The sequence below is a fragment of the Cupriavidus sp. DF5525 genome, assembly GCF_040149425.2.
Classification (GTDB): Bacteria; Pseudomonadota; Gammaproteobacteria; order Burkholderiales; family Burkholderiaceae; genus Cupriavidus; species Cupriavidus pickettii_A.
Genome location: NZ_CP168265.1, coordinates 136,874 through 159,390 on the forward strand (window position 1 = coordinate 136,874; position 22,517 = coordinate 159,390).

At 68.1% G+C, this 22,517-nt stretch carries 21 protein-coding genes; 15 read left to right on the forward strand and 6 right to left on the reverse strand.

All coding sequences use genetic code 11. The annotated features are described in order from the left end of the window. The first annotated feature begins 80 nt into the window (after nt 1–80). The 12 genes from bioA to ABNX08_RS00730 all read left to right on the forward strand — a co-directional run bounded on the left by bioA (nt 81) and on the right by ABNX08_RS00730 (nt 12,326). Nucleotides 81–1,496, forward strand: coding sequence for an adenosylmethionine--8-amino-7-oxononanoate transaminase (gene bioA, locus ABNX08_RS00675; protein WP_051369666.1), 1,416 nt, complete (start codon nt 81–83; stop codon nt 1,494–1,496). Then, nucleotides 1,486–2,703 (forward strand): 8-amino-7-oxononanoate synthase, encoded by a 1,218-nt coding sequence (bioF, locus tag ABNX08_RS00680; RefSeq protein WP_349605211.1) that lies wholly within the window; start codon nt 1,486–1,488, stop codon nt 2,701–2,703. The genes bioA and bioF overlap by 11 nt, the downstream gene beginning before the upstream one ends. After that, nucleotides 2,700–3,434 carry a dethiobiotin synthase gene (gene bioD / locus ABNX08_RS00685; RefSeq protein WP_022533243.1) on the forward strand — a complete coding sequence of 245 codons (735 nt, stop codon included), beginning with the start codon at nt 2,700–2,702 and terminating at the stop codon, nt 3,432–3,434. The genes bioF and bioD overlap by 4 nt, the downstream gene beginning before the upstream one ends. 20 nt (nt 3,435–3,454) lie before the next feature. Beyond that, the gene (bioB, locus tag ABNX08_RS00690; protein ID WP_022533244.1) at nt 3,455–4,477 is read left to right on the forward strand and encodes a biotin synthase BioB; all 1,023 of its coding nucleotides are present in this window, start codon (nt 3,455–3,457) and stop codon (nt 4,475–4,477) included. Between the two features lie 73 nt (nt 4,478–4,550). Further along, nucleotides 4,551–6,569: an acetyl/propionyl/methylcrotonyl-CoA carboxylase subunit alpha gene (locus ABNX08_RS00695; protein WP_349605209.1), complete on the forward strand. Its 2,019-nt coding sequence runs from the start codon at nt 4,551–4,553 to the stop codon at nt 6,567–6,569. A gap of 133 nt (nt 6,570–6,702) precedes the next feature. Next, the gene (locus tag ABNX08_RS00700) at nt 6,703–7,644 is read left to right on the forward strand and encodes a glyoxylate/hydroxypyruvate reductase A (protein WP_349605208.1); all 942 of its coding nucleotides are present in this window, start codon (nt 6,703–6,705) and stop codon (nt 7,642–7,644) included. A 50-nt stretch (nt 7,645–7,694) separates the two neighbouring features. Then, nucleotides 7,695–8,630: a hydroxymethylglutaryl-CoA lyase gene (locus tag ABNX08_RS00705; RefSeq protein ID WP_022533247.1), complete on the forward strand. Its 936-nt coding sequence runs from the start codon at nt 7,695–7,697 to the stop codon at nt 8,628–8,630. 27 nt (nt 8,631–8,657) lie between these two features. Then, nucleotides 8,658–9,158: a YbaK/EbsC family protein gene (locus ABNX08_RS00710; RefSeq protein WP_022533248.1), complete on the forward strand. Its 501-nt coding sequence runs from the start codon at nt 8,658–8,660 to the stop codon at nt 9,156–9,158. Next, nucleotides 9,155–9,583: a thioesterase family protein gene (locus ABNX08_RS00715; protein ID WP_022533249.1), complete on the forward strand. Its 429-nt coding sequence runs from the start codon at nt 9,155–9,157 to the stop codon at nt 9,581–9,583. The genes ABNX08_RS00710 and ABNX08_RS00715 overlap by 4 nt, the downstream gene beginning before the upstream one ends. 30 nt (nt 9,584–9,613) lie before the next feature. After that, a complete protein-coding gene (locus tag ABNX08_RS00720) occupies nt 9,614–9,865 on the forward strand; it encodes a DUF1289 domain-containing protein (protein WP_374063688.1) in 252 nt (83 codons plus the stop codon). Further along, on the forward strand, nt 9,835–10,791 hold the full coding sequence (locus ABNX08_RS00725) for an MBL fold metallo-hydrolase (RefSeq protein WP_051369667.1): 957 nt from the start codon (nt 9,835–9,837) through the stop codon (nt 10,789–10,791). The genes ABNX08_RS00720 and ABNX08_RS00725 overlap by 31 nt, the downstream gene beginning before the upstream one ends. A gap of 143 nt (nt 10,792–10,934) precedes the next feature. After that, entirely contained in the window at nt 10,935–12,326 is a 1,392-nt protein-coding gene (locus ABNX08_RS00730; RefSeq protein ID WP_374063636.1) for an IS4 family transposase, read from the forward strand. A 102-nt stretch (nt 12,327–12,428) separates the two neighbouring features. Here the strand turns inward: ABNX08_RS00730 and ABNX08_RS00735 are convergent, their stop codons facing one another. The 6 genes from ABNX08_RS00735 to ABNX08_RS00760 form a co-directional block, all read right to left on the reverse strand. After that, a complete protein-coding gene (locus ABNX08_RS00735; protein ID WP_349604770.1) occupies nt 12,429–14,627 on the reverse strand; it encodes a TonB-dependent receptor in 2,199 nt (732 codons plus the stop codon). A gap of 154 nt (nt 14,628–14,781) precedes the next feature. Beyond that, a complete protein-coding gene (locus tag ABNX08_RS00740; protein ID WP_349604769.1) occupies nt 14,782–15,225 on the reverse strand; it encodes a hypothetical protein in 444 nt (147 codons plus the stop codon). Then, nucleotides 15,185–16,468: a GTP-binding protein gene (locus ABNX08_RS00745; protein ID WP_022533254.1), complete on the reverse strand. Its 1,284-nt coding sequence runs from the start codon at nt 16,466–16,468 to the stop codon at nt 15,185–15,187. The genes ABNX08_RS00740 and ABNX08_RS00745 overlap by 41 nt, the downstream gene beginning before the upstream one ends. Nucleotides 16,469–16,724: 256 nt before the next feature. Beyond that, the gene (gene dksA / locus ABNX08_RS00750; RefSeq protein ID WP_010813282.1) at nt 16,725–17,144 is read right to left on the reverse strand and encodes an RNA polymerase-binding protein DksA; all 420 of its coding nucleotides are present in this window, start codon (nt 17,142–17,144) and stop codon (nt 16,725–16,727) included. A gap of 589 nt (nt 17,145–17,733) precedes the next feature. After that, nucleotides 17,734–18,807, reverse strand: a complete 1,074-nt coding sequence (locus ABNX08_RS00755) for a GTP-binding protein (protein ID WP_022533255.1) — start codon at nt 18,805–18,807, stop codon at nt 17,734–17,736. A 33-nt stretch (nt 18,808–18,840) separates the two neighbouring features. After that, nucleotides 18,841–19,353, reverse strand: a complete 513-nt coding sequence (locus tag ABNX08_RS00760; RefSeq protein WP_022533256.1) for a Fur family transcriptional regulator — start codon at nt 19,351–19,353, stop codon at nt 18,841–18,843. 178 nt (nt 19,354–19,531) lie between these two features. Between ABNX08_RS00760 and ABNX08_RS00765 the strand changes: the two genes are divergently transcribed. From ABNX08_RS00765 to hslV, 3 genes are all read left to right on the forward strand, one after another. Further along, complete coding sequence (locus ABNX08_RS00765) at nt 19,532–20,431, forward strand: alpha/beta fold hydrolase (protein WP_022533257.1); 900 nt, start codon at nt 19,532–19,534, stop codon at nt 20,429–20,431. Nucleotides 20,432–20,721: 290 nt separating this feature from the next. After that, the gene (locus tag ABNX08_RS00770; protein ID WP_022533258.1) at nt 20,722–21,708 is read left to right on the forward strand and encodes a tripartite tricarboxylate transporter substrate-binding protein; all 987 of its coding nucleotides are present in this window, start codon (nt 20,722–20,724) and stop codon (nt 21,706–21,708) included. A 218-nt stretch (nt 21,709–21,926) separates the two neighbouring features. Continuing rightward, nucleotides 21,927–22,463, forward strand: a complete 537-nt coding sequence (gene hslV / locus ABNX08_RS00775; RefSeq protein WP_022533259.1) for an ATP-dependent protease subunit HslV — start codon at nt 21,927–21,929, stop codon at nt 22,461–22,463. Nucleotides 22,464–22,517: the final 54 nt, after the last annotated feature.

The following is a 22,517-nucleotide window of genomic DNA, read 5'->3' on the forward strand; positions in this document are numbered from 1 at the left end:
CCAACCAGTCCGCCTTCGTCGCACTGCCCGGCCCAGCCGGCAGCGCCACGCACACGGACGGTCAACAAAGGAGGGCTACCTTGGATCACCTGTCCCTTTCCCCAGGCAGCGACGCGCAGGCCCTGGGCCAGCGCAGCCGCAACGCGGTCTGGCACCCCTGCACGCGCCTGCGCCCCGACGACGACGCCGTACCGCTGGCGATCGTGCGCGGCGAAGGCCCGTGGCTGCATGACGCCAGCGGCCGCCGTTATTTCGACGCCACCAGCTCGTGGTGGGTCAACCTGTTTGGCCACGCCAACCCGCGTATCAACGCCGCGCTGGCAAGCCAGCTGGAGACGCTCGAACACGTGATGCTCGCCGGCTGCACCCACGCACCAGCGGTCGAACTGGCCGAGCGCCTGTCCGCACTGACCGGCGGCGCGCTCGGTAATGTCTTCTATGCCTCGGACGGGGCCTCGGCCGTCGAGATCGCGCTGAAGATGAGCTTTCACTACTGGCGCAACACCGGCCTGCCGGCCAAGCGCGAGTTTGTCTGCCTGCGCCACGGCTACCACGGTGAAACCGTGGGCGCGCTCGCCGTGACCGACGTGGAGGTCTTCCGCGACGCCTACGACGCGCTGATCCGCCGCGCGCACGTGGTGATGTCGCCCGACGCACGCCAGGCCGCGCCCGGCGAGTCGGCGGCGGATGTTGCCGCCCGTGCGCTGGCGGAACTGGAAGCGCTGCTGCGAGAACGCGCCGGCCAGATTGCCGCGCTGATCGTCGAGCCGCTGGTGCAGGGCGCCGCCGGCATGGCGATGTATGATCCGTCCTACCTCGACGGCGCACGCGCGCTGTGCGACCGCTACCGGGTCCACCTGATTGCCGACGAGATCGCGGTCGGCTGCGGCCGCACCGGCACCTTCTTCGCGTGGGAACAGTCGCGCGCCGCGGCCGAGGACATGGCGGTGCTGCCCGCGCACCTGTGGCCCGACTTCCTGTGCCTGTCCAAGGGCATCAGCGGCGGCTACCTGCCGCTGTCGCTGGTGTTGTCGCGCCCGGAGATCCAGCGCGCCTTCGTCGCCGACGAGCTGGCGCGCAGCTTCCTGCATTCGCATTCCTATACCGGTAACCCGCTGGCCTGCCGCGCCGCGCTGGCCACGCTCGACCTGTTCGCGCAGGACGACGTGCTCGCGCGCAACCGCGAACGTGCGCAGTGGCTGGCCGAGGCGATGTCCACCCTGGCCGCCGACCCGCGCCTGCGGCACGTGCGCCAGCGGGGCCTGATCTGGGCCGCCGATGTGCGCGATGACGCCGCGGGCGCTGACTTTGCCTCGCGCTTCCACCACGCCGCGCGTGCGCGCGAGCTGCTGGTGCGCCCGATCGGCAATACGCTGTACGTGATGCCGCCCTACGTTTTCGATGCCGCGCAGGCGCGCTGGCTGGGCGAGCAACTGCTGGCCGCGCTCGACGATGTGACCACGCTGGTGAACGGGGAGGTGCGCCATGCTGCTTGAACAACTGAAGCGGGCTGCCGAGCAACGCCACGCGCTGGCCCTGACGCGCCGCCGCCGCATCGCGCACACCGCGTGCGCGCCGCACCAGGCCGTGGGCGAAGTGGAAGAGACGCGGCCGGAATCGCTGCTGACCTTCTGCAGCAACGACTACATGGGGCTGGCCAACCATCCCGACGTGATCGCCGCGCTGGCCGAAGGCGCGCATCGCTATGGCGCGGGCAGCGGCGCCTCGCACCTGGTCAGCGGCCATTCGCTGGCGCATGCGCAGCTCGAAGCGGAACTGGCGCGCTGGTTCGCGCCGCATATCCCGCACGCGCGCACGCTGTATTTCTGCACCGGCTACATGGCCAACATGGCGGTGCTGACCGCGCTGGGCGCGGCGGACGCGACGCTGTTCTGCGAATCGCTCAACCATGCCTCGCTGATCGACGGCGCCCGGCTGGCGCGCGCGGACGTGCAGCGCTACCCGCACTGCGATACCGCCGCGCTGGAAGCCCTGCTGGCGGCCAGCACCAGCGAACGCAAGCTGATCGTCACCGACAGCGTGTTCAGCATGGACGGCGACGTCGCACCGCTGCGCGAACTGCTGGCGCTGGCCGACCGCTATGACGCGTGGATCATCGTCGACGATGCGCACGGCTTCGGCGTGCTGGGCGAGCAGGGCCGCGGCGTGCTGGAGGCGCTGGGGCTCTCGTCCGAGCGCTTTATCTATATCGGCACGCTCGGCAAGGCCGCGGGCGTGGCGGGGGCGTTCGTCGCCGCGCACGAGACCATCATCGAGCACCTGGTCAACACCGCGCGGCCATATATCTACACCACGGCCGCGCCGCCGGCGGTCGCGCATGCATTGCTGACCAGCCTGGCGATCATCGAAGGCGAAGAGGGCAGGCAACGCCGCGCCCAACTGACGCGCTGCATCGCCATGCTGCGCGGCGGGCTGGCGCAACTGGCCGCGATCGCGGGCTGGACGCTCGGCGACAGCGAGACTGCGATCCAGCCGCTTATCGTCGGCGACAACGGCGCCGCGCTCGCGCTGTCGGCAACGCTGGAGGGCGACGGCATCCGCGTCGGCGCGATCCGCCCGCCGACGGTGCCCGAGGGCACGGCGCGGCTGCGTATCACGCTGTCGGCCTCGCACACCGAAGCCGACGTGCAGCGCCTGCTGGATGTACTGAGCGCCGCGGTGGCGCAGCGGGAGGCGGCATGACAGCACGCCAGCCTTTCGCCTGCTTTGTCACTGGCACCGATACCGGCGTCGGCAAGACCCACGCCAGCGCCACGCTGCTGCACGCGTTGAACGCCGCCGGCTACCGCACCGCGGGCATGAAGCCCGTGGCCAGCGGCAGCGAATGGCGCGACGGCCACTGGCACAACGATGACGTGGCGCAGCTGCGCGCCGCCAGCTCGGTGACGGTGCCGCTTGGCCATACCTGTCCGTTCCTGCTGCGCACGCCGTGCTCGCCGCACCTCGCCGCCGCGCAGGAGGGTGTGCGCATTACACGCGCACCGATCCGCGAAGCGTTCGACGCGCTGCGCCACCAGGCCGAGGCCGTGGTGGTGGAGGGCGTGGGCGGTTTCCACGTGCCACTGGATGTCGGCGCGGTGCGCTGGAGCACCGCCGACCTGGCGGTCATGCTCGGCCTGCCGGTCGTGATGGTGGTCGGCATCCGGCTTGGCTGCCTGAACCACGCCGTGCTGACCGCCCAGGCCATCCGAGCGCGCGGCCTCAACCTGGCCGGCTGGATCGCCAACCGGGTCGACCCGGACATGCTGCTCGCCGACGAGAACATCGCCACTTTGCATGCGTCGCTGGACGCGCCATGCCTGGGTGAACTGCCCTGGCAACAGGAACCCGCCGCTGCCGCTTCCAGGCTCGATCTCGCGCCGCTGCTTGCCGCCAATCAATACCAAGCCGAGGCCGCTGGCCTCGCCGCCTGAACCAGAATTCGAATCCAATCATGACCCAAGCTCACACCGTTACCACCGTTTCCGTTGACGCCCTGCGCCAGACCGCGCGCTCGCATGCCCTGCCCGATGACGCCGAGTGGCGCGTCGATGACGTGGCCGCACTGTTCGCGCTGCCGTTCAACGACCTGCTGTTCCGCGCCCAGCAAGTGCATCGCGAGAACTTCGACGCTAACACCGTGCAGCTGTCCACGCTGCTGTCGATCAAGACCGGCGGCTGCGAGGAGGATTGTGGCTACTGCCCGCAGAGCGCGCACCACGATGCCGGCGTCAAGGCCGAGAAGCTGATGGCGCTGGACGAGGTGCTCGACGCCGCGCGTGCGGCCAAGGCCAACGGCGCCACGCGCTTCTGCATGGGCGCCGCCTGGCGCAGCCCGAAGGACCGCCACCTGGAACCTGTGATGGACATGGTGCGCGAGGTGAAGGCCATGGGCCTGGAAACCTGCGTGACGCTGGGCATGCTCAAGGCCGAACAGGCGCAGCAACTCAAGGAAGCCGGCCTCGACTACTACAACCACAACCTGGATACCTCGCCGGAGTTTTACGGGAAGATCATCACCACGCGCACCTACCAGGACCGGCTCGACACCATCGGCCATGTGCGTGACGCCGGCATCAACGTCTGCTGCGGCGGCATCGTCGGCATGGGCGAGGCGCGCGAGGCGCGCGCCGGGCTGATCGCGCAGCTGGCCAATATGGACCCGTACCCGGAGTCGGTACCCATCAACAACCTGGTGCAGGTCGAAGGCACGCCGCTGGCCGGCACCGAAGCGCTGGACCCGTTCGAGTTCGTCCGCACGATCGCCGTGGCCCGCATCACCATGCCGCGTGCGATGGTGCGCCTGTCCGCCGGCCGCGAGGCCATGGACGAAGCGTTGCAGGCGCTGTGCTTCATGGCCGGCGCCAATTCTATTTTCTACGGCGAAAAGCTGCTGACCACCGGCAATCCGCAGGCCGACCGCGATCGCGCCCTGCTGGCCCGCCTCGATATCCGCGCAGAGGGTTACGCGGGATGACAAGGTAGGAGATAGCCCGCTGGACAGCTCGCCGCCGTAAGATCCCAATAACAGGGATAACAAGGAGGGAGCCATGTTCAACAAGATCCTGATCGCTAACCGCGGTGAAATCGCCTGCCGCGTGGCCGCCACCTGCCGCCGGCTCGGCATCCGCACCGTCGCGGTGTACTCGGACGCCGACGCCGACGCGCGCCACGTCGCCTTCTGCGACGAGGCCGTGCATATCGGCGGCGCGGCCGCGCGCGACAGCTACCTGCGCGCCGACCACATCATCGAGATGGCGAAGGAGACCGGCGCCCAGGCCATCCACCCGGGCTACGGCTTCCTTTCCGAGAACGAGGCCTTTGCCGAGGCCTGCGCCGCGGCCGGGCTGGTCTTTATCGGCCCGCCCGCGTCGGCCATCAATGCGATGGGCAGCAAGAGCGCGGCCAAGCAGCTGATGGAGAAGGCTTCGGTGCCGCTGGTGCCGGGCTACCATGGCGAGGACCAGGATCCGGCCCTGCTGCGCCGCGAGTCCGATCGCATCGGCTACCCGGTGCTGCTCAAGGCCAGCGCGGGCGGCGGCGGCAAGGGCATGCGCGTGGTCGAGTCTGGCGATGGCTTCGAGGCCGCGCTGGCCTCGGTCAAGCGCGAGGCGTCGGCCAGCTTCGGCGACGACAAGGTGCTGGTGGAGAAATACCTGACCCGCCCGCGCCACATCGAGATCCAGGTGTTCGCCGATACCCACGGCAACTGCGTCTACCTGTTCGAGCGCGACTGCTCGGTGCAGCGCCGCCACCAGAAGGTGCTGGAAGAAGCGCCGGCACCGGGCATGACCGAAGCACGCCGCCGCGCCATGGGCGAGGCCGCGGTCGCCGCGGCCAAAGCCGTAGGCTATGTCGGCGCCGGCACGGTGGAGTTCATCGCCAACCAGGACGGCTCCTTCTACTTCATGGAGATGAACACGCGCCTGCAGGTCGAGCATCCGGTCACCGAGATGATCACCGGGCAGGACCTGGTCGAGTGGCAGCTGCGCGTCGCCGCCGGCGAGCCGCTGCCGCTGACGCAGGAGCAATTGCGCATCGACGGCCACGCGCTGGAAGCGCGTATCTACGCCGAGAATCCCGACAAGCAGTTCCTGCCCTCCACCGGCACGCTGCGCTTCCTGCGCACGCCGCCGGCGGTGCAGTTCATGCGCGGCGGTGATACGCACGGCCCGGCCGGCATCCGCATCGATGCCGGCGTGCGCGAGGGCGACACCATCAGCCCGTTCTACGACCCGATGATCGCCAAGCTGATCGTCTGGGGCAAGGATCGCGACGAAGCGCTGGCACGCATGCGCCAGGCGCTGGCGTCGTATCACGTGGTGGGGCTGTCGACCAACGTCGCCTTCCTGCAGAGGCTGGTGTCGTCGCAGGCGTTTCGCACCGCCGATCTCGATACCGGCCTGATCGAGCGCAACGAGAAGGTCCTGTTCCCGGCGCCGGCGCCGGTCGGCATGGAGATCATCGCGCTGGCCGTGGCCGCGCTGATGGATCGCGAGAACCGCGAGCGCCGCATCGACGCCGCCGACCAGCATTCGCCGTGGACCCACGGCGGCGCGTGGCGGCTGAACGGTGGCGCGACGCGCCAGTTGCGCTTCGGCTATGGCGAGCAGGTGCTCGACGTCACGCTGCACATCAATGAGCACCGCAGCACGCTGATCTATGCCGACCAGGCCGCGCCATTCGCCTGCACCTGCCAGGCGGGCGATATCCGCGTCGACCTCGGCACGCGCCGCGCGCATGGGCAGGTACATGTCGATGGCGAGGCGTTCCATGTCTTCAATGCCGGGCGGCATGTCAGCCTGACCTGGCTCGATCCGCTCGCGCACGCGGGCGAAGCCGAGAGCGAAGGCGGCAAGCTGACCGCGCCGATGCCGGGCAAGGTCATCGCGGTGATGGTCGAGGCCGGCAGCACCGTCACGCGCGGCGCGCCGCTGCTGGTGATGGAAGCGATGAAGATGGAGCACACCATCAGCGCACCGGCCGACGGCGTGGTCAGCGAAGTGCTGTACGGCGTCGGCGAGCAGGTGGCCGAAGGGGCGCAGCTGCTGGCGTTCGAAGGGAAGTAAGTCTGCCCATGGGGGCCGGGATCGCCGAGCGCGGTCCCGCGCCGTCCATGGCGGTTGGCGTGCGTCAACGCCAACCCCATTACTCTGCCAGAATAGCTGTTTACCCCACCACCAGAATCCCCCTGGAGACAAAATGAAGTTGCAGTTGTACGTCCCTGACGGCCGCTATGATCCGTGGATCGAAGGCTTCGCCGAAGCACTCCCCGAAGCCGAATGCGTGACGTGGGAGGGCAGCCGTGGCGAACCAGCCGACTACGCCGTGGTCTGGCGCCCGCCGGTGGAAATGCTGCGTGGCCGTACCGACCTGAAGGCGGTATTCAACCTCGGGGCCGGTGTCGACGGCATCCTGCGCCTGCGCGACGAAGCGCCGGATGCGTTGCCTGCCGGCGTACCGATCGTGCGGCTCGACGATGCCGGCATGGCCGCGCAGATGGCCGAGTACGTCACCCACGCCGCGCTGCGCTATTTCCGCAAGCTCGATGCCTATGAAGCGCAGCAACGCGCCGGCACCTGGAAATTCCTCAAGCCGCACCGCCGCGTCGACTTCACCATCGGCGTGATGGGCGTGGGCACGCTGGGCACGCATATCGCCCGCGCGCTGGCGGGCTTCGGCTTCCCGGTGCGTGGCTGGAGCCGCACCGCGCGCGCCATCGAAGGCGTAAGCGGTTTCTATGGCGATGCCGGCCAGGCGCCGTTCCTCGACGGCCTGCGCGTGCTGGTCAATGTGCTGCCGCTGACACCGCAGACCGAGAACATCCTGAACGCAGGGCTGTTCGCGCGGCTGGCGCAGGGCGCGTATGTGATCAACGTGGCGCGCGGCCAGCACCTGGTCGAAGAGGACCTGCTGGCCGCGGTCCAATCGGGACAGATCGGTGGTGCCACGCTCGACGTGTTCCGCACCGAGCCGCTGCCGGCGGAGCACCCGTTCTGGCAGGAGCCGCGCATCACCATCACGCCGCATATCTCGGCGCTGACGCTGCGCGAGGACAGCATCACCCAGATCGCCGGCAAGATTCGCGCAATGCGCGCGGGCCAGCCGATCGCGGGCGTGGTCGACGTGCAGCGCGGCTACTGACGTCGCCACTGCGCGCCACCAACATAACGAACAACGGACAGGAGACAGCCATGACCATCCCGAACTACGTGAAGATCGTTGAAGTCGGCCCGCGCGACGGCCTGCAGAACGAAAAGGCGATGGTGCCGACCGACGTCAAGGTCGCGCTGATCAACCAGCTCACCGACGCCGGCTTCGTCAATATCGAGGCGGCGTCGTTCGTCTCGCCCAAGTGGGTGCCGCAGATGGCCGACGGTGCCGAGGTGATGGCGCGCATCCAGCGCCGGCCGGGCACGCTGTACTCGGCGCTGACGCCGAACATGAAGGGCTTCGAGGGCGCGATCGCCGCCGGTGCCGACGAGGTGGTGATCTTTGGCGCGGCCAGTGAGGCGTTCTCGCAGAAGAACATCAACTGCTCGATCGCGGAATCGATCGCGCGCTTCGAGCCCGTTGCCGCCGCGGCGAAAGACAAGGGCGTGCGCCTGCGCGGCAGCATCTCGTGCGCGCTGGGCTGCCCGTACCAGGGCGAAGTGCCGGTACACGCGGTGGTCGACGTGGTGCGCCGCATGCGCGAGCTGGGCTGCGACGAGATCGACATTGCCGACACCATCGGCGTGGGTACCCCCGTGCGCGTGCAGGAAGTGATGCGCGCAGCCGCGGCGGAGTTTGCGCTCGACCGGCTGTCGGGCCATTTCCACGACACCTACGGACAGGCGCTGTCCAACATCCTGGCCAGCCTGGAAGTGGGCATCTCGATCTTCCACGCCTCGGTGGCGGGGCTGGGCGGCTGCCCCTACGCCAAGGGCGCGACCGGAAACGTGGCGACCGAGGACGTGCTGTACATGCTGCACGGCATGGGTATCCACACCGGCATCGACCTGGAAGCGATGGTGCGCACCGGCGACTACATCTCGCAGGCGATCGGCCGCGCCAACAGTTCGCGCGTGGGCCGCGCCATGCTGACCAAATGGGCCGCCGCCAGCGATGCGGCGCCCGCCTGCGTCTGACTGTTGGACACAGCACAAGGAGAATGCATGACGGCAAGTAACGAAGCACTGCCGGAGTCCGCGCAGCGCGTCGCGGACCTGCTGGCCGAACTTGGCCACGATCGCCCGGTAGTGTTGCTGCCCGCGACCGGTAAGACTTCCGCGGAAGCCGCGGCGGGCCTGGGCTGCAGCGTGGCCGAGATCGCCAAGTCCATCATCTTCCGGCGCGTGGCCGACGATGTGCCGGTGCTGGTGATCGCCAGCGGCAGCAACCGCGTCGACGAGGCCAAGGTGGCCGCCCGCGTGGGCGCGCTGGGCAAGGCTGACGCGCGCTTCGTGCGCGAGAAGACCGGCTATGCCATCGGCGGCGTCTGCCCGATCGGCCATGCGGTGGCGCCGGTGATGCTGCTGGACCAGGACCTGTTCCGCTATGACAGCCTGTGGGCGGCGGCGGGGCATCCGCACGCGGTGTTCAACCTGACGCCGCATCAGCTGCAGCAGATGACCGGTGCGGAAGTGGCCGACGTGGCCGCGGGATCCGCGGCATGAGCCCCGAACTTCGCCCCGGCCTGACCTTCCGGTGGCAGTACACAGTGCCGCCCAAGGCCACGGTGCCGCAGCTGTATGACGACATCCCTTGCTGCCCGGAGATGCCCGACGTGCTGGCCACCGGCTATATGGTCGGCATCATGGAATGCGCCTGCCTGCAGATGCTGCGCGATCACCTGGACTGGCCGCGCGAGCAGTCGCTCGGCACGCTGGTCAGCTTCTCGCACCTGGCGCTGACGCCGCCGGGCATGACTGTGACGGTGAAGGGCGAACTGGTCGAGGTGGACGGGCGCCGGTTGCGCTTTGAACTGAGCGCGTGGGACGGCGAGGACAAGATCTCCGAAGGCGTGCATGAGCGCCACCTGATCGACGCCGGCCGCTTTAATCAGAAGGTGGCGGCCAAGGCCGCCCGCGCGGCGGCCTGAGTGCCGCCTGACTGCATCGACATGGCTGACATGCCCGCGCCCGTGACGTCCGCTGCAGAGATAGCCGTGCAGGCCGACGCGGCGCTGCGGGCCGCGCCCGTGCCGTCGCCGTGCCGCAACGTCTGCCGCATGGACGCGGCCAGCGGCTTCTGCGAGGGCTGCCTGCGCACCATCGAAGAGATCGCCGGCTGGTCGTCAGCCAGCGACGAAGACAAGCGCCGCATCTGGGCGCAACTGCCCCAGCGCGCCGCATGGCTGGCAGGCGAGGAGGCATCCCCTTGAGCGAAGCACCCGTTCCGCAGCTGCCAGCCACGATGCGCGTGTTCGAGCGCGGCTGGCTGTCGGCCAACAATATCCTGTTTGTCGACGGTGAAGACACGGTGCTGGTGGACACCGGCTACGTCACGCACGCGCCGCAGACCGTGGCACTGGTGGCGGCCGCGCTGCAAGGCCGCCCGCTCGCGCGCATCTTCAACACGCACCTGCATTCCGACCACTGCGGCGGCAACGCCGCGCTGCAGGCGCGCTGGCAGCCGCGAACCGCGATCCCCGCGGCCGAGGCTGAAGCCGTGGCCGCCTGGGATATCGATGCGCTGAGCTATATTGCCACGGGGCAGCAGTGCGACCGCTTTACCTTCGACAGCGTGCTGCAGGATGGCGACACGCTGCGCCTCGGCGGCATCGACTGGCAGGTGGTGGCCGCGCCCGGGCACGATCCGCATGCGGTGATGTTGTTCGCGCCGGCGCAGCGCATCTTGATTTCGGGCGATGCGCTGTGGGAGAACGGCTTCGGCGTGATCTTTCCCGAGCTCGAAGGCGAGAGCGGGTTTGCCGAGCAGGCGGCGGTGCTGGAGCGGATCGCGGAGCTCGATGCGAGGGTGGTGATCCCGGGGCATGGGCGGATGTTTGACGATGTGGCAGCCGCGGTGGAACGCGCGAAAGGGCGTCTTGGCTACCTCAGTGCCGACCCGGCGCGCAATGCCAGCCATGCGGTCAAGGTGCTGGTGAAGTTCAAGCTGCTCGAGCAGCAGCGCATGGCGCAGGCTGAGCTGGTGGCATGGATGGAGGCGGCGCCGTTGATGGTGCGGATCCGGGAGCGGTTCATGCCGGGGCAGGCGATGGCGGAGATTTATGCGCAGACGGTGCGGGCGCTGGCGGGTGTGGGAGCGCTGCAGGTTGATGGGGAGTGGGTGGTGAATCGGGATTGAGCTGGTTCGGACGGCCCCGGGATGGACGTGCCTGCCCTCTCCCCCCGCCCCTCTCCCGCCTGCGCTTGCCTTTACCCACATCTCGATAGGAAAGGTTGTAAACCGGATTGGACGGTGTTAACTTCGGGTGAAGTTGACAATCAGTGGTGGCAATTTTGCCTGATACGGAAGATCTGGAAGACTGGGCCAGCGACGAATTCGGTGGCGCTCAGTTGGGCGATGCACGTCGCACGCAGCGCCTTGTGGCATTGGCGCGCGGACTGGCGCAAAAAGCCCATGTTTCGTTCCCGCAGGCCTTGAGTGGTGCCCAACTCAAGGCGGCATATCGCTTCTTTGATAATGAGGCGGTCGACCCGGACGGAATACTGGCGAGCCACGTCACTCAAACCGTGGGTCGCATGCAGCAGGTACCTGTCGTATTGGCGGTGCAGGACACCACGGAATTCAATCTGGCAAATTTGCCCGCGACTGAGGGACTTGGTCACGGCACGGGCGGCAATTTGCACGGATTCATGTTGCACAGCGTGCTGGCGGTGACGCCTGAGGGCCTGCCACTGGGCGTGTTGAGCATGAAGACGTGGGTGCGTGCGCCGCAAGCATCGGGCAAGGCCAGGCAGCGCCGGGCGCTGTCCATTCGTGACAAGGAAAGCGTGAAGTGGCTGGAGGGGCTGGAATGCCTTGAGCCGCTCAAGATGCAGTGTCCGGACACGCACCTTGTTGCCGTCAGCGATCGCGAGGGCGATGTGTATGACGTGTTCCTGGCGCCGCGCCCAGCGGGGGTGGACTGGTTGGTGCGGGCCGCCTGGAATCGGGGCGTGGACCACCCAGAGAAGTATCTGTGGGAGACGGTTGCTGCGGCTCCTGTACTTGGGGAGACCGTACTGCACGTGCCCAGGAGCGGCGCCAGGCAGGCGCGTAGCGCCCGACTGGCTTTGCGCTGTGTGCCCGTCCAACTGCGACCGCCGCGCAGCCGCGGTGCAGAGGCCCTACCGAGTCTCGAAGTATTTGCCATTCACGCGCTGGAACTCGACCCGCCCGAAGGCGTTGAGCCGCTCGAATGGATGTTGCTCAGTTCAATGCCCACCCAAACGCTGGAAGATGTGCTCGAACGGCTGAGCTGGTACGCCCGTCGCTGGACCATTGAATCCTGGCATCGTGTCCTGAAAAGTGGCTGCCAGATCGAAGCCCGGCAGTTCGGGACGCTGGAGCGGTTCCTGCGGGCCACGGCGCTGTTCGCCGTAATCGGCTGGCGCATCTTGTACGCAACTATGCTGGGCCGGCTCGAAGCCGATATCCCTTGCTCGGTGCTACTGCAATCGCTCGAATGGCAGGCCTTGTACTGCCGCACGCACGGCACAACCAAGCCACCAGAGCAGGCACCCAAACTCAGCGACGCGGTCCTTTGGGTCGCCAAGCTCGGTGGCTACCTGGGTCGCAAAAACGACGATCCCCCCGGTGCTACTGTCCTGTGGCGCGGCTTCCTCGCCCTGCACGAAATCACCGAAATGTATCGGATCTTCCAGAAAAACGAGTAAGCCGCCGGAAGTTGTGGGTAAAGGCAAGCGCCTGCGGGAGAGGGGCCGGGGGAGAGGGCAGGCGCTGCAACGAAGTAGCGCCGCCGCCATGCCGAGCTCACCTCAGAACGTCGTCCTGAACCCCACCTTCACACTGCGCCCGGCCAGTGGCGCGATATCCCGCAAAATCGACGCCGCATTGCGCGCATCCTGGTTGGTCAGGTTGTCCCCGCGCAGGTACACCAGCGTCTGCGTGCCCGCCGTCTTGAACTTGTAGGTCAGCGCCAGGCTCAGCAGCGTATAGGCATCGGTCGGTGTGTCATTCACCGGCACCCGTGTCTGCTTTGCCGCATAGGTGACATCCACGCGCGCGCCCCACGGCCCGGCGCCATACACCAGCGCGCCGCCCAGGCGCAGCGGCGCCAGCCGCGGCAGCGGCTCGCCGGTATCGCGGTTCTCGCCGCGCACGTAGTCGGCACGCGCTTCGAAGTCGAGCGTATCGCTGGTCGTCAGCATCTTCTGCCACAGCCGCGTCTTGCCTTCGGCCTCGAAGCCATACAGCGTGGCCGGCACGCCCAGGTACTGGAACTCAGGCAGCGAGTCGGGACTGCCGGCGGCGACCACGTCGCCCGCTTCATCGCGCGCGCGGCCGGTCGAGGTCAGCGCCAGGTAGTTGGCAAAGCGGCTGTAGTAGCCCGACAAGCTTGCGCTGTGCGCCCCGGACTTGAAACGCACGCCGAGGTCGATCGAGGTGGCGCGCTCCTTGTTGGCGTTGGGGTCGCCCAACTCCCACGCGCCGGTGGCGACGTGCGGGCCGTTGGCGTACAACTCATAGAACGTCGGCGCGCGCTCGGTGTACGACAGGTTGCTGGTCAGCGACCACAGCGGATTGACCTTGTACAGCAGGCCCGCCGAGGCACTGGTGGCATTGAAGCTGCGGTTGGCATCGGCAAAGCGGTCGTTGCCGTTGGCGCTGGCCTTGATGCTGCTGTGGTCGAGGCGCCCGCCCAGGTTGAGCTTGAGGTCGCCGGAGGCCGTCAGCGGCAGTTCCTCGAACACGAACAGCGCAGCGTTGTCGGTGTTGGTGCTGGGCACGAACGCCTCTTCGCCCAGCGCCGAGAAATCGGTGTGGCCAAACTGCGTGCCGATCACGCCGGTCATGTTGCCGATCCTGGCGTGCTTGGCCTCGAAGCGCGCGTCCCAGCCGCGGTTCTTGAAGATCGTGCCGGTCTCGCCGTCTTCGATCTCCTTGTGTTCGTAGTCGGTGTAGCTGAACTTGCCCTTGACCGATTCGATCCAGCCGCCTGTGTTGCCGGCGAGGTTGCGCGCCTCGCTTTCCAGCGCAAAGCGGTCCTGGCGCATCTTCAGCCGCACGTCGTCTTCGGCGGGGGTGCCGTACTCGTTGCGGTAGGCACTGTAGTTGGCGCCGATAAAGCCGTCGGCCCAGGTGTAGGAGCCGCCCAGCGAGCCGCCTTCCTGCTGCGCGCTGGTGTTGGGCAGGCGGCCGTAGGCTTCGCTTTCGCCCTCGGGCAGCGGTTCAGCGGCGCGCAGGCGGTCGCTGCGGGCGAAGCCGGGGATGCGCAGGTCGCTGGTCTTGCGGGCAAAGGCGTCGGCGTGCACGGCGAACTTGCCGTTGCCGGCCTCGATCAGCGCACTGGCATTGCGCGCCTGGTCACCGCCCGCGGTGGCGCTGGCGTCCACCGCGCCGCCGATGCCTTCGATCGGCTCCTTGGGAATGCGGTTGTCGATCACGTTGACCACGCCGCCGATGGCGTTGCCGCCGTATATCAGCGCGGCGGGGCCGCGCACGACTTCGATGCGCTCGGCCACCAGCGGATCGACGGGCACGGCGTGGTCGTAGGATAGCGTGGAGGCGTCGACGGTGGTGCCGCCGTTCTGCAGCACCTTGATACGGTCGCCATCCAGGCCGCGGATCACCGGCCGGCTGGCGTTGGGCCCGAAGTAAGTGGACGAGACCCCGGGCAGCTTGTCGAGGGTCTCGCCCAGCGTGCTGGCCTGGCGCACGGCAAGGGCGTCGCCGCCCAGCGTCGATACGGGCGCCACCATGTCGTTGAGGTCGCTGCCGAGCGGGTTGGCGGTGACCACGACTTCGCGCAGGGTTGCGCCGGCAGGCGCGGTGGCAGGCGCCGCAGGCGTGGCAGGAGCGGTGTCGGCAGCGGGCGCCGCGGGCGGCGTGGCATTCTGCGCCAGCGCGGCGGGCGCCACGAAGGCGGTCGCCATGGTGGCGGTGAGCGAAGCGGCAAGGGCTGCCAGCGGGGTCAGGCGCGGTGCGCTGGTTTGCGGGTGTGAGCGGTTAGACATGGCGCGCGGAGAGAGGCAGTGGCAATCGGCCCGGCTGGCACGGCGGTCGCCCAGCGCCGGCCGGCCCGCAATGGGCGTGGCCGCGCAGCCGGAGTGGCAGGCGTTCAGCACGGATATTCATGGGCCGGGCGCGCGGCGAGGGCCGCGTCCCGGATCAGGCGAGGGCGATGGCCGGCGCCGGTGGCGCGCGCGAATGGAAGGGTTGTGCAGCGGGCAGGTCGGGCCAGCGCCAGGCCAGGTTGGCCGGCTTGACCGGTTTGCCGAAGGCGAGATCCGGCAGCGGCAGCTTGCCGCACAGGGTGTCGGCAACGGTGGCGCCGTCGAACAGCACGCACGAGTGGCCGGTGAAGGTCTGCGCCTGCGAGTGCGGGTCGGTATCGGCCGCTGGCGCGGTGTCAGTTGCCGTGGCCGTGGCGGCCAGGGCGGCCGCCGGCGGCAGCACGCCGCCGTGCACGATACGGTGGGTCAGCCCGGCATGCTGCGCGAGCAGCAGGCACAGCGCCAGCCACAGCGCGGAGAAGAGGCCCGGGCCGTGCGTGCGCAGGCGGGCGAACCAGTCAGTGCGCATGCCGATGGCCGCCGTGGCTGCCGTGGTCATGGTCGGGGTCGCCGCAGCCGCAGTCATCGCCATGGTCATGGTCATGGCTGTGGCCGTCTTCGTCGTCGAAGTCGTCGACCCAGGCAGGGAAGGGGTCCGGGTAAGCCGCCCAGGCGTCCGCGCCCGCCGCCATCTCGGCGTCGGTCAGCAGGCAGGCATCGAGCCGTGCCCACAGCGCGGCAGGGTCCAGTTCCACGCCGGTCAGCACCAGTTCCTGGCGGCGGTCGCCGAACGGCGCCAGGGCGCCGTCGACCAACATGTCGGCTTCCACTTCGGCGCGCTGCGCCGGGTCGCTCGGCCATTCGGCCGGGTCCAGCGCGGCCCACCAGGCGCCGGCGCCACCGTGGCGGCAGACGCCGCCGGCCTGGTTCCAGTCGCCGGCGGTTTCCATGCGGCTGGCCAGCCAGAACAGGCCCTTGGAGCGCAGCACGCTGCCGTGTTCGCGCAGCCACTCGGTGTGGATCAGGTCCGCGAAGCGTTGCGGATGGAACGGGCGCCGTCGCCGGTAGACCAGGGTGGACACACCGGTGGCGGCGTCGGCAGCGGGCACCTCGCCACGCAGCGCGGCGAGCCAGCCCGGGGCGTCGGCGGCGGCCTCGAAGTCGAAGCGGCCGGTGCCTTGCACGCGCTGCGGTGGCACCTTGCCGAAGCTGGCCTCGATGATGTCGGCACGCGGGTTGAGCGCATGCAGCACCGCATGCAGGCGCGCCAGTTCGGCGGCTTCGGCCAGGTCGGCCTTGTTCAGCACGATCACGTCGCAGAACTCGACCTGCGCGAGCAGCACTTCGGCCACGGTGCGGTCGTCGCCACCACCTTGCGCCAGCCCGCGGTCGCCGAGGAACTCGGCCTCGTTGAGGTCGCGCAGGAAGGTGGCGGCATCGATGACCGTCACCAGCGTGTCGGGCTGCACTGCGGCATCAGGCCCCGCGCCATGCTCGGCCTCGAACAGGAAGCCTTCGGCGATGGCCAGTGGCTCGTCCAGGCCGTCGGCTTCCACCAGCAGCGCGTCGAAGCGGCCTTCGGCGGCGAGCCGCGCCGCTTCGGCGAGCATGGCGTCACCCGACGGCAGAACGGTGGCCTCGCAGCCCGGCGGCAGCGGCGCCAGCGTCTGCCCGTCCTGCGCGCCGCAGACCAGCACGGCCACGCGGCTGCCCGCGCTATGCGCAAGCAGGTGGTTCAGCAGCGTGGTCTTGCCGGCGCCGGGGAAACCGGACAGCACGGCGACGGGCAGGCGATCGGCCATGGCAGGAGGGCAGAAAGACAGAAAATACGGCAGGCAGCGGGCGCACCTCGGCGGCCGTTGCCTCGTTGTTGCAACAAAGTTGCGAATTTACCAGAAAGGCCGGGCCGGCGACAGCCGGAGGATTCTGACAATGGTAGGCCGTGGCGACGCCACGACAAAGCGCCGCCAGGCCGTGAGTAAGCGCAAACACAAACGGCCCGGAGAACCGGGCCGTCACGTCGCGCCTGCCGCGCCGGCGTTGCCGGCGCGCGGCGTCTCAGTCGCCGAACAGCTTCTGGCGCAGTTCGCGGCGTTGCTGGGCTTCCAGCGATAGCGTGGCGGTGGGCCGGGCCAGCAGGCGCGGCACGCCGATCGGCTCGCCGGTTTCCTCGCACCAGCCGTAGTCGCCCGATTCGATGCGCTGCAGCGATTGCTCGACCTTCTTCAGCAGCTTGCGCTCGCGGTCGCGCGTGCGCAGTTCCAGCGCATGCTCTTCCTCGATGGTGGCGCGGTCGGCCGGATCCGGCACGATGACCGTTTCGCGCAGGTGTTCCGTGGTCTGGTCAGCGTTCTTCAGGATTTCGTCGCGCAGCTGCTCCAGGCGATGCTTGAAGAAGGCGAGCTGCGCTTCGTTCATGTAATCCTTGTCGCTCATCTTCAGGATTTCAGCTTCAGTCAGAAGTTTGTTGCTGCTCATGGTTGCTGCTGATTCTCTTGTTGATGCGGCCGGCGGCGTCTGGGTCCGCTCGGGTGCGCTGTCCGCGGGCTTGCGCGCCACGGTTGTTTCACTCTGGCTGGCTGCAGTCTTGCTGCTTCGCGGGCCTCCCTTCGTTGCGCCCGCTTCGGCGTTCGCCGTACTGCCGCGGGGAGCGGGCGCGGCCTTCACAGGCTGCGCCTTGAGCGTCTCTGCCGCTGCACTACCAGTCTTGCTGCGGCTTTCTTTTGTCTTCGTTGCGGCTGTCATGGGGACACCTCTCTCTCGCGTCAGTCAGTGACGGCGCGTGCCGGGGTACCCCAAGCGGAAAGGCGGTCTCCGCACGAAGCACTGCGACCGCACCTGCCCGGCGGCCTGCCTCATGCTGACGACAACCGCCGCCCTGCAAGATATCGGTAGCGGAAAAAAGGTGCGCCACCGGTATCAAATCCGGCCTATTGTACTTGAACAAATTTTTCCGAGATACGGGGGAAAGCCAGCCAGCACTTCGGTATTTCCCCGGTACCCCGAATGAGAGGGCCGCCGCAGGGCGGTATCTGGAGGCAGCCGCCCCGAGGGGCGGCTGGTGCACTCAGGCCAGGCAGTTCTCCAGGCCCTTGAGGATGGCTTCGCGGGGCAGGTCCACGCCGATGAACACCATCCGGGTGCCCGGGGTCTCGTCTTCCCACTTGCCGCCGATATCGCTGCCCATCAGTTGGTGGACCCCCTGGAATACCACTTTGCGGTCCACGCCCTCCATATATAGTACGCCCTTGTAGCGCAGTAGTTTTTCCCCGTACACCGCCAGGATTCCGGACAGGAATTCCTCCAGCTTGCCGTAGTGGAAGGGCTTGTCGCTGCGGAAGACAAACGACGCGATGCGGTCGGTATGGTGGTGGTGATGGTGGTGGTCGTGCTCGTGGCCATGATCGTGGTCGTGATCGTGGCCGCAGTCGGTGCCGCAGTGCTCGCCGTGGTCGTGATCATGGTCGTGGTCGTGATCCTCCGCGCGCAGGAACTCCGGGTCCAGCTCCAGCTTGGCGTTCAGGTTGAAACCGCGCAGGTCGAAGATGGTGTCGATCGGCGCCTCGCCGAAGTTGACCAGGCGGATCGGCGCGCGCGGGTTCATACGCACCAGCCGGTGGCGCAGCCCGGTCACGTCGTCCTTGCCGACCAGGTCGGACTTGGTGATGAAGATGGCGTCGGCAAAGCCCACCTGGCGCTGCGCTTCCTCCTGCTTGTCGAGTTGCATATGCGCATGCTTGGCGTCGACCAGCGTGATCACCGCATCCAGCAGGTAGCGCGAGGCGATTTCCTCGTCCATGAAGAAGGTCTGCGCCACCGGGCCGGGGTTGGCCACGCCGGTGGTCTCGATCACCACGCGGTCGAAGTCGATCTCGCCGGCGTCGCGCCGCGTCAGCAGCCCGGACAGCGCCTGCACCAGGTCGCCGCGGATGGTGCAGCAGATGCAGCCGTTGCTCATCTGCACGATCTGCTCGCGGCCGTCCTGTACCAGGATCTCGTTGTCGATGTTCTCTTCGCCGAACTCGTTCTCGATCACGGCGATCTTCATGCCGTGCGGCTCGTTCAGGATGCGCTTGAGCAGGGTGGTCTTGCCGCTGCCGAGGAAGCCCGTCAGGATCGTGACCGGGGTCAGTTTGGACATTTGTTGTTCTCCGGGAATTTGAGAAGGCCGTGTTCAGTGCGCGGGCGCGCGCTTGCCGCACTCGGCGCAGACGCCGTTCACGGTCAGTTCGACATGTTCGATGGCAAAGCCGCTGGGCACGCGCGGCGCGACCGGCTGCGCCGGCGCACTGGCATCGTCCAGGCAAAAGGTGCGGTCGCAGCGGGTGCAGTGGAAATGACTGTGCTGGCGATGCTCCTGCGCGCGCGCGGCCTCGTGCTCGACCAAGCTGAAGCGGAACACGCGGTCGTTGCCGGCGCGCTTCTGCGCCACGCCCTGTTCCACCAGCCAGTCCAGCACGCGGTAAACGGTGACGCGGTCGACGGTCTCGCCTTGCTCGGGCAGGCGGTCGATCACGGCCTGGTGCGTCAGCGCCTCGTCGCTGCCGATCAGGCAGGCCAGGATGCACAGCCGCGGCTGCGTCACGCGCGCGCCCAACTGGCGCAGGCGCTCGTGGGCGGCCTCCAGGGGCGGGGGGATCGCCGGTTCCGGCGCAAGGGCCGGCCGGTCCGGGCTGGGACGGGTCATGGGGCGATTTAACCATAGGGCCCCGGTTGATGCAATTCAGTTGCGTCAGCGGGACTTCCCGGGGGCGGCGTTGTATTGCCGGCTCCACCTCCGTGCGACCAAGCCGAAGGTGCTGTTTGTCGCCTATGATCGGCACAGAGATGTCCGTCAAACAGAGCAGACACACATGGAGACACCCATGCTGAACGACGCCAGCGCGCTGCTGTTCCCCAATTTCGAGCCCTTCCGGCGCCACGTCGGCGAAATCGAGATCGCCGGCGTGCAGGGCGGCTCGGGCCCGCCGCTGCTGCTGTTGCACGGCCATCCGCAGAGCCACCTGATCTGGCACCGCGTGGCGCCGGCGCTGGCCGACCACTTCACCGTGATCGCCACCGACCTGCGCGGCTACGGTAGCAGTTCCGCGCCGCCGGGCAACCCCGGGCACGAGGGGTACAGCAAGCGCAACATGGCGCAGGACCAGGTCGCGCTGATGGCCGCGTTCGGCTTCGAGCGCTTTGCGCTGTGCGGCCACGACCGCGGCGCGCGCGTGGCACACCGGCTGTGCGCCGACCATCCCGAGGCGGTCAGCCGGGCGATGCTGCTGGACATCGCGCCCACGCTGGCGATGTACGAACGCACCAGCATGGCCTTCGCCGCCGCCTACTGGCACTGGTTCTTCCTGATCCAGCCGGCGCCCTTTCCCGAGACGCTGATCAACGCCGAGCCGGAGTTCTACCTGCAGAAACTGATGGGCCTGCGCCAGGCCGGCCCAAGCCCGTTCGCCCCCGATGCCATGGCCGCCTACGTCGCCGCCATGCGCGACCCCGCGCACGTGCATGCCATGTGCGAGGACTACCGCGCCGCCGCCACCATCGACCTGGAACACGACCGCGCCGACCGCGAGGCCGGGCGCCGGCTGGAGCTGCCGCTGCGCGTGCTGTGGGGCGAGCACGGCGTGGTGGCGCGCTGCTTCGAGCCGATGGCGCTGTGGCAGGAGGTGGCTGCCGACGTCAGCGGCCGCGCGCTCCCGTGCGGGCATTACATTCCGGAGGAAGCCCCCGAGCCGCTGCTTGAAGAAATGCTCGGTTTTTTCCGCTAGCGCCCCGCCGCTGCGAACCCCGCGTTTTTCCGTGCATTCCTCCCATATCTTCGGCGTATCTCGCCATATGTGCAGCGTTGCAGGCGGGTTAGCCCCTATACCTGCACATTGTCTGGCGTTGCTAACATCATCCCCCCGCCCATGCCGCTGCGTGCGGCGGGGCGGCGGTGCCTGCCGGCATGGTCAAAGCGCGGCCAAAGAGCCTGCGCAATCAGCGCCCCCACAGCCGGGGCCGGGCCGGCGGCAACGCCTTGCAGACGGGTATTTGAAGGGAACCAGGAGAAGAGAGCATGAAACGAGTGGCAAAGATGGTCGCGGCAGCGCTGGCAGTCAGCGCAATGGGTGTGGTGTCGGGCGCGTACGCCCAGGAATATCCCGGCAGCAAGCCGGTGTCGGCGGTGGTGCCGTTTGCCGCAGGTGGTCCGACCGACAAGCTCTCGCGCGAGCTGACCGCGATCATGTCCAAGCATCTGGGCGCGACCATCATCATCGAGAACCTTGGCGGCGCCGGCGGCACCATCGGGGCCAAGAAGGTGGTGCAGGCCAAGAACGACGGCCACACCGTGCTGATCCACCATATCGGCATGTCCACCGCGCCGGCGCTGTACCGCAACCTGGGCTTCGATCCCCTGAAGGACTTCGAGATGGTGGGCGAGATCGCCGACGTGCCGATGATCCTGGTGGGCAACAAGTCGCTGCCGCCGAACAACTTCAAGGATCTGCTGCCGTACATCAAGGCCAACGCCAGCAAGCTGTCGCTGGCCAACGCCGGCATCGGCTCGGCCTCGCACCTGTGCGGCCTGCTGTTCCAGAGCGCGATCCAGACCGAGCTGACCACCGTGCCGTACAAGGGCACCGCGCCGGCGCTGACCGACATCCTGGGCGGCCAGGTCAACCTGATGTGCGACCAGACCACCAATATCGCCGGCCAGCTCAAGGCCAACGCGCTCAAGCCGTACGCGGCCATGCAGTCGCGCCGCGTGGAAGCGTTCAAGGACATTCCGACCGCGGCCGAGCAGGGCCTGCCGGGCGTGGAAGTCAAGATCTGGCACGCCATGTATGCCCCCAAGGGCACGCCCAAGCCGGTGATCGACAAGCTGTCGGCGGCACTGCAGAAGGCCGTGACCGACCCGACCTTCCGCGCCAAGATGGCCGAGCTGGGCGCCGAGGCCGTGCCGGCGCAGCGCGCCACGCCGGATTCGCTGCGCACCTTCCTGACCGCCGAAATCAACAAGTGGACCCCGGTGATCAAGAAAGCCGGCGTGTACGCGGACTGATCTGATGGAGTGATGTGCGAGGCGCGCGGGCCGCTGGCCCCGCGCGTTGCGGACAAGGGCCATGCGGCAACGCATGGCCCTTTTTGTTTGGGCGCGGCGCCGGGCAACGTGGCGGCAGGCATCCTATATTGGTCAGACCGCGCCCGGCGCACGCGAGGGCCTTGAAACCGGCCGGAGGCGTCGCCAACTACGGTCCTGACATATTCACGGAAGCCACCATGGAACAGTATCACGGCACTACCATCGTCAGCGTCCGCCGCGGCAATCAGGTCGCACTCGGCGGTGATGGTCAGGTCACTCTCGGCAATATCGTGATGAAGGGCACCGCGCGCAAGGTGCGCCGCATCTACAACGGCAAGGTGCTGGTCGGGTTTGCCGGCAGCACGGCCGATGCCTTCTCGCTGCTGGATCGCTTCGAGGCCAAGCTGGAGAAGTACCAGGGCAACCTGACCCGCGCCGCGGTCGACCTCGCCAAGGACTGGCGCTCGGACCGCGCGCTGCGCCGGCTGGAAGCCATGCTGATCACCGCCGACCGCGACACCACGCTGGTCATCACCGGTAACGGCGACGTGCTCGACCCCGAGGGCGGCATCGCCGCCATCGGCTCGGGCGGCGCGTATGCGCAGTCCGCCGCCAAGGCGCTGGTGGAAAACACCGAACTGCCGCCGAAGGACGTGGTCGAGAAGGCGCTGACCATTGCCGGTGAACTCTGCATCTATACCAACACCAACTTCGTCATCGAGACGCTGGAATAAGCGAAGGCCAGCCACTGCCAGCTTTTGCCACGCCCGGCTGGCCGCACGCCCCAC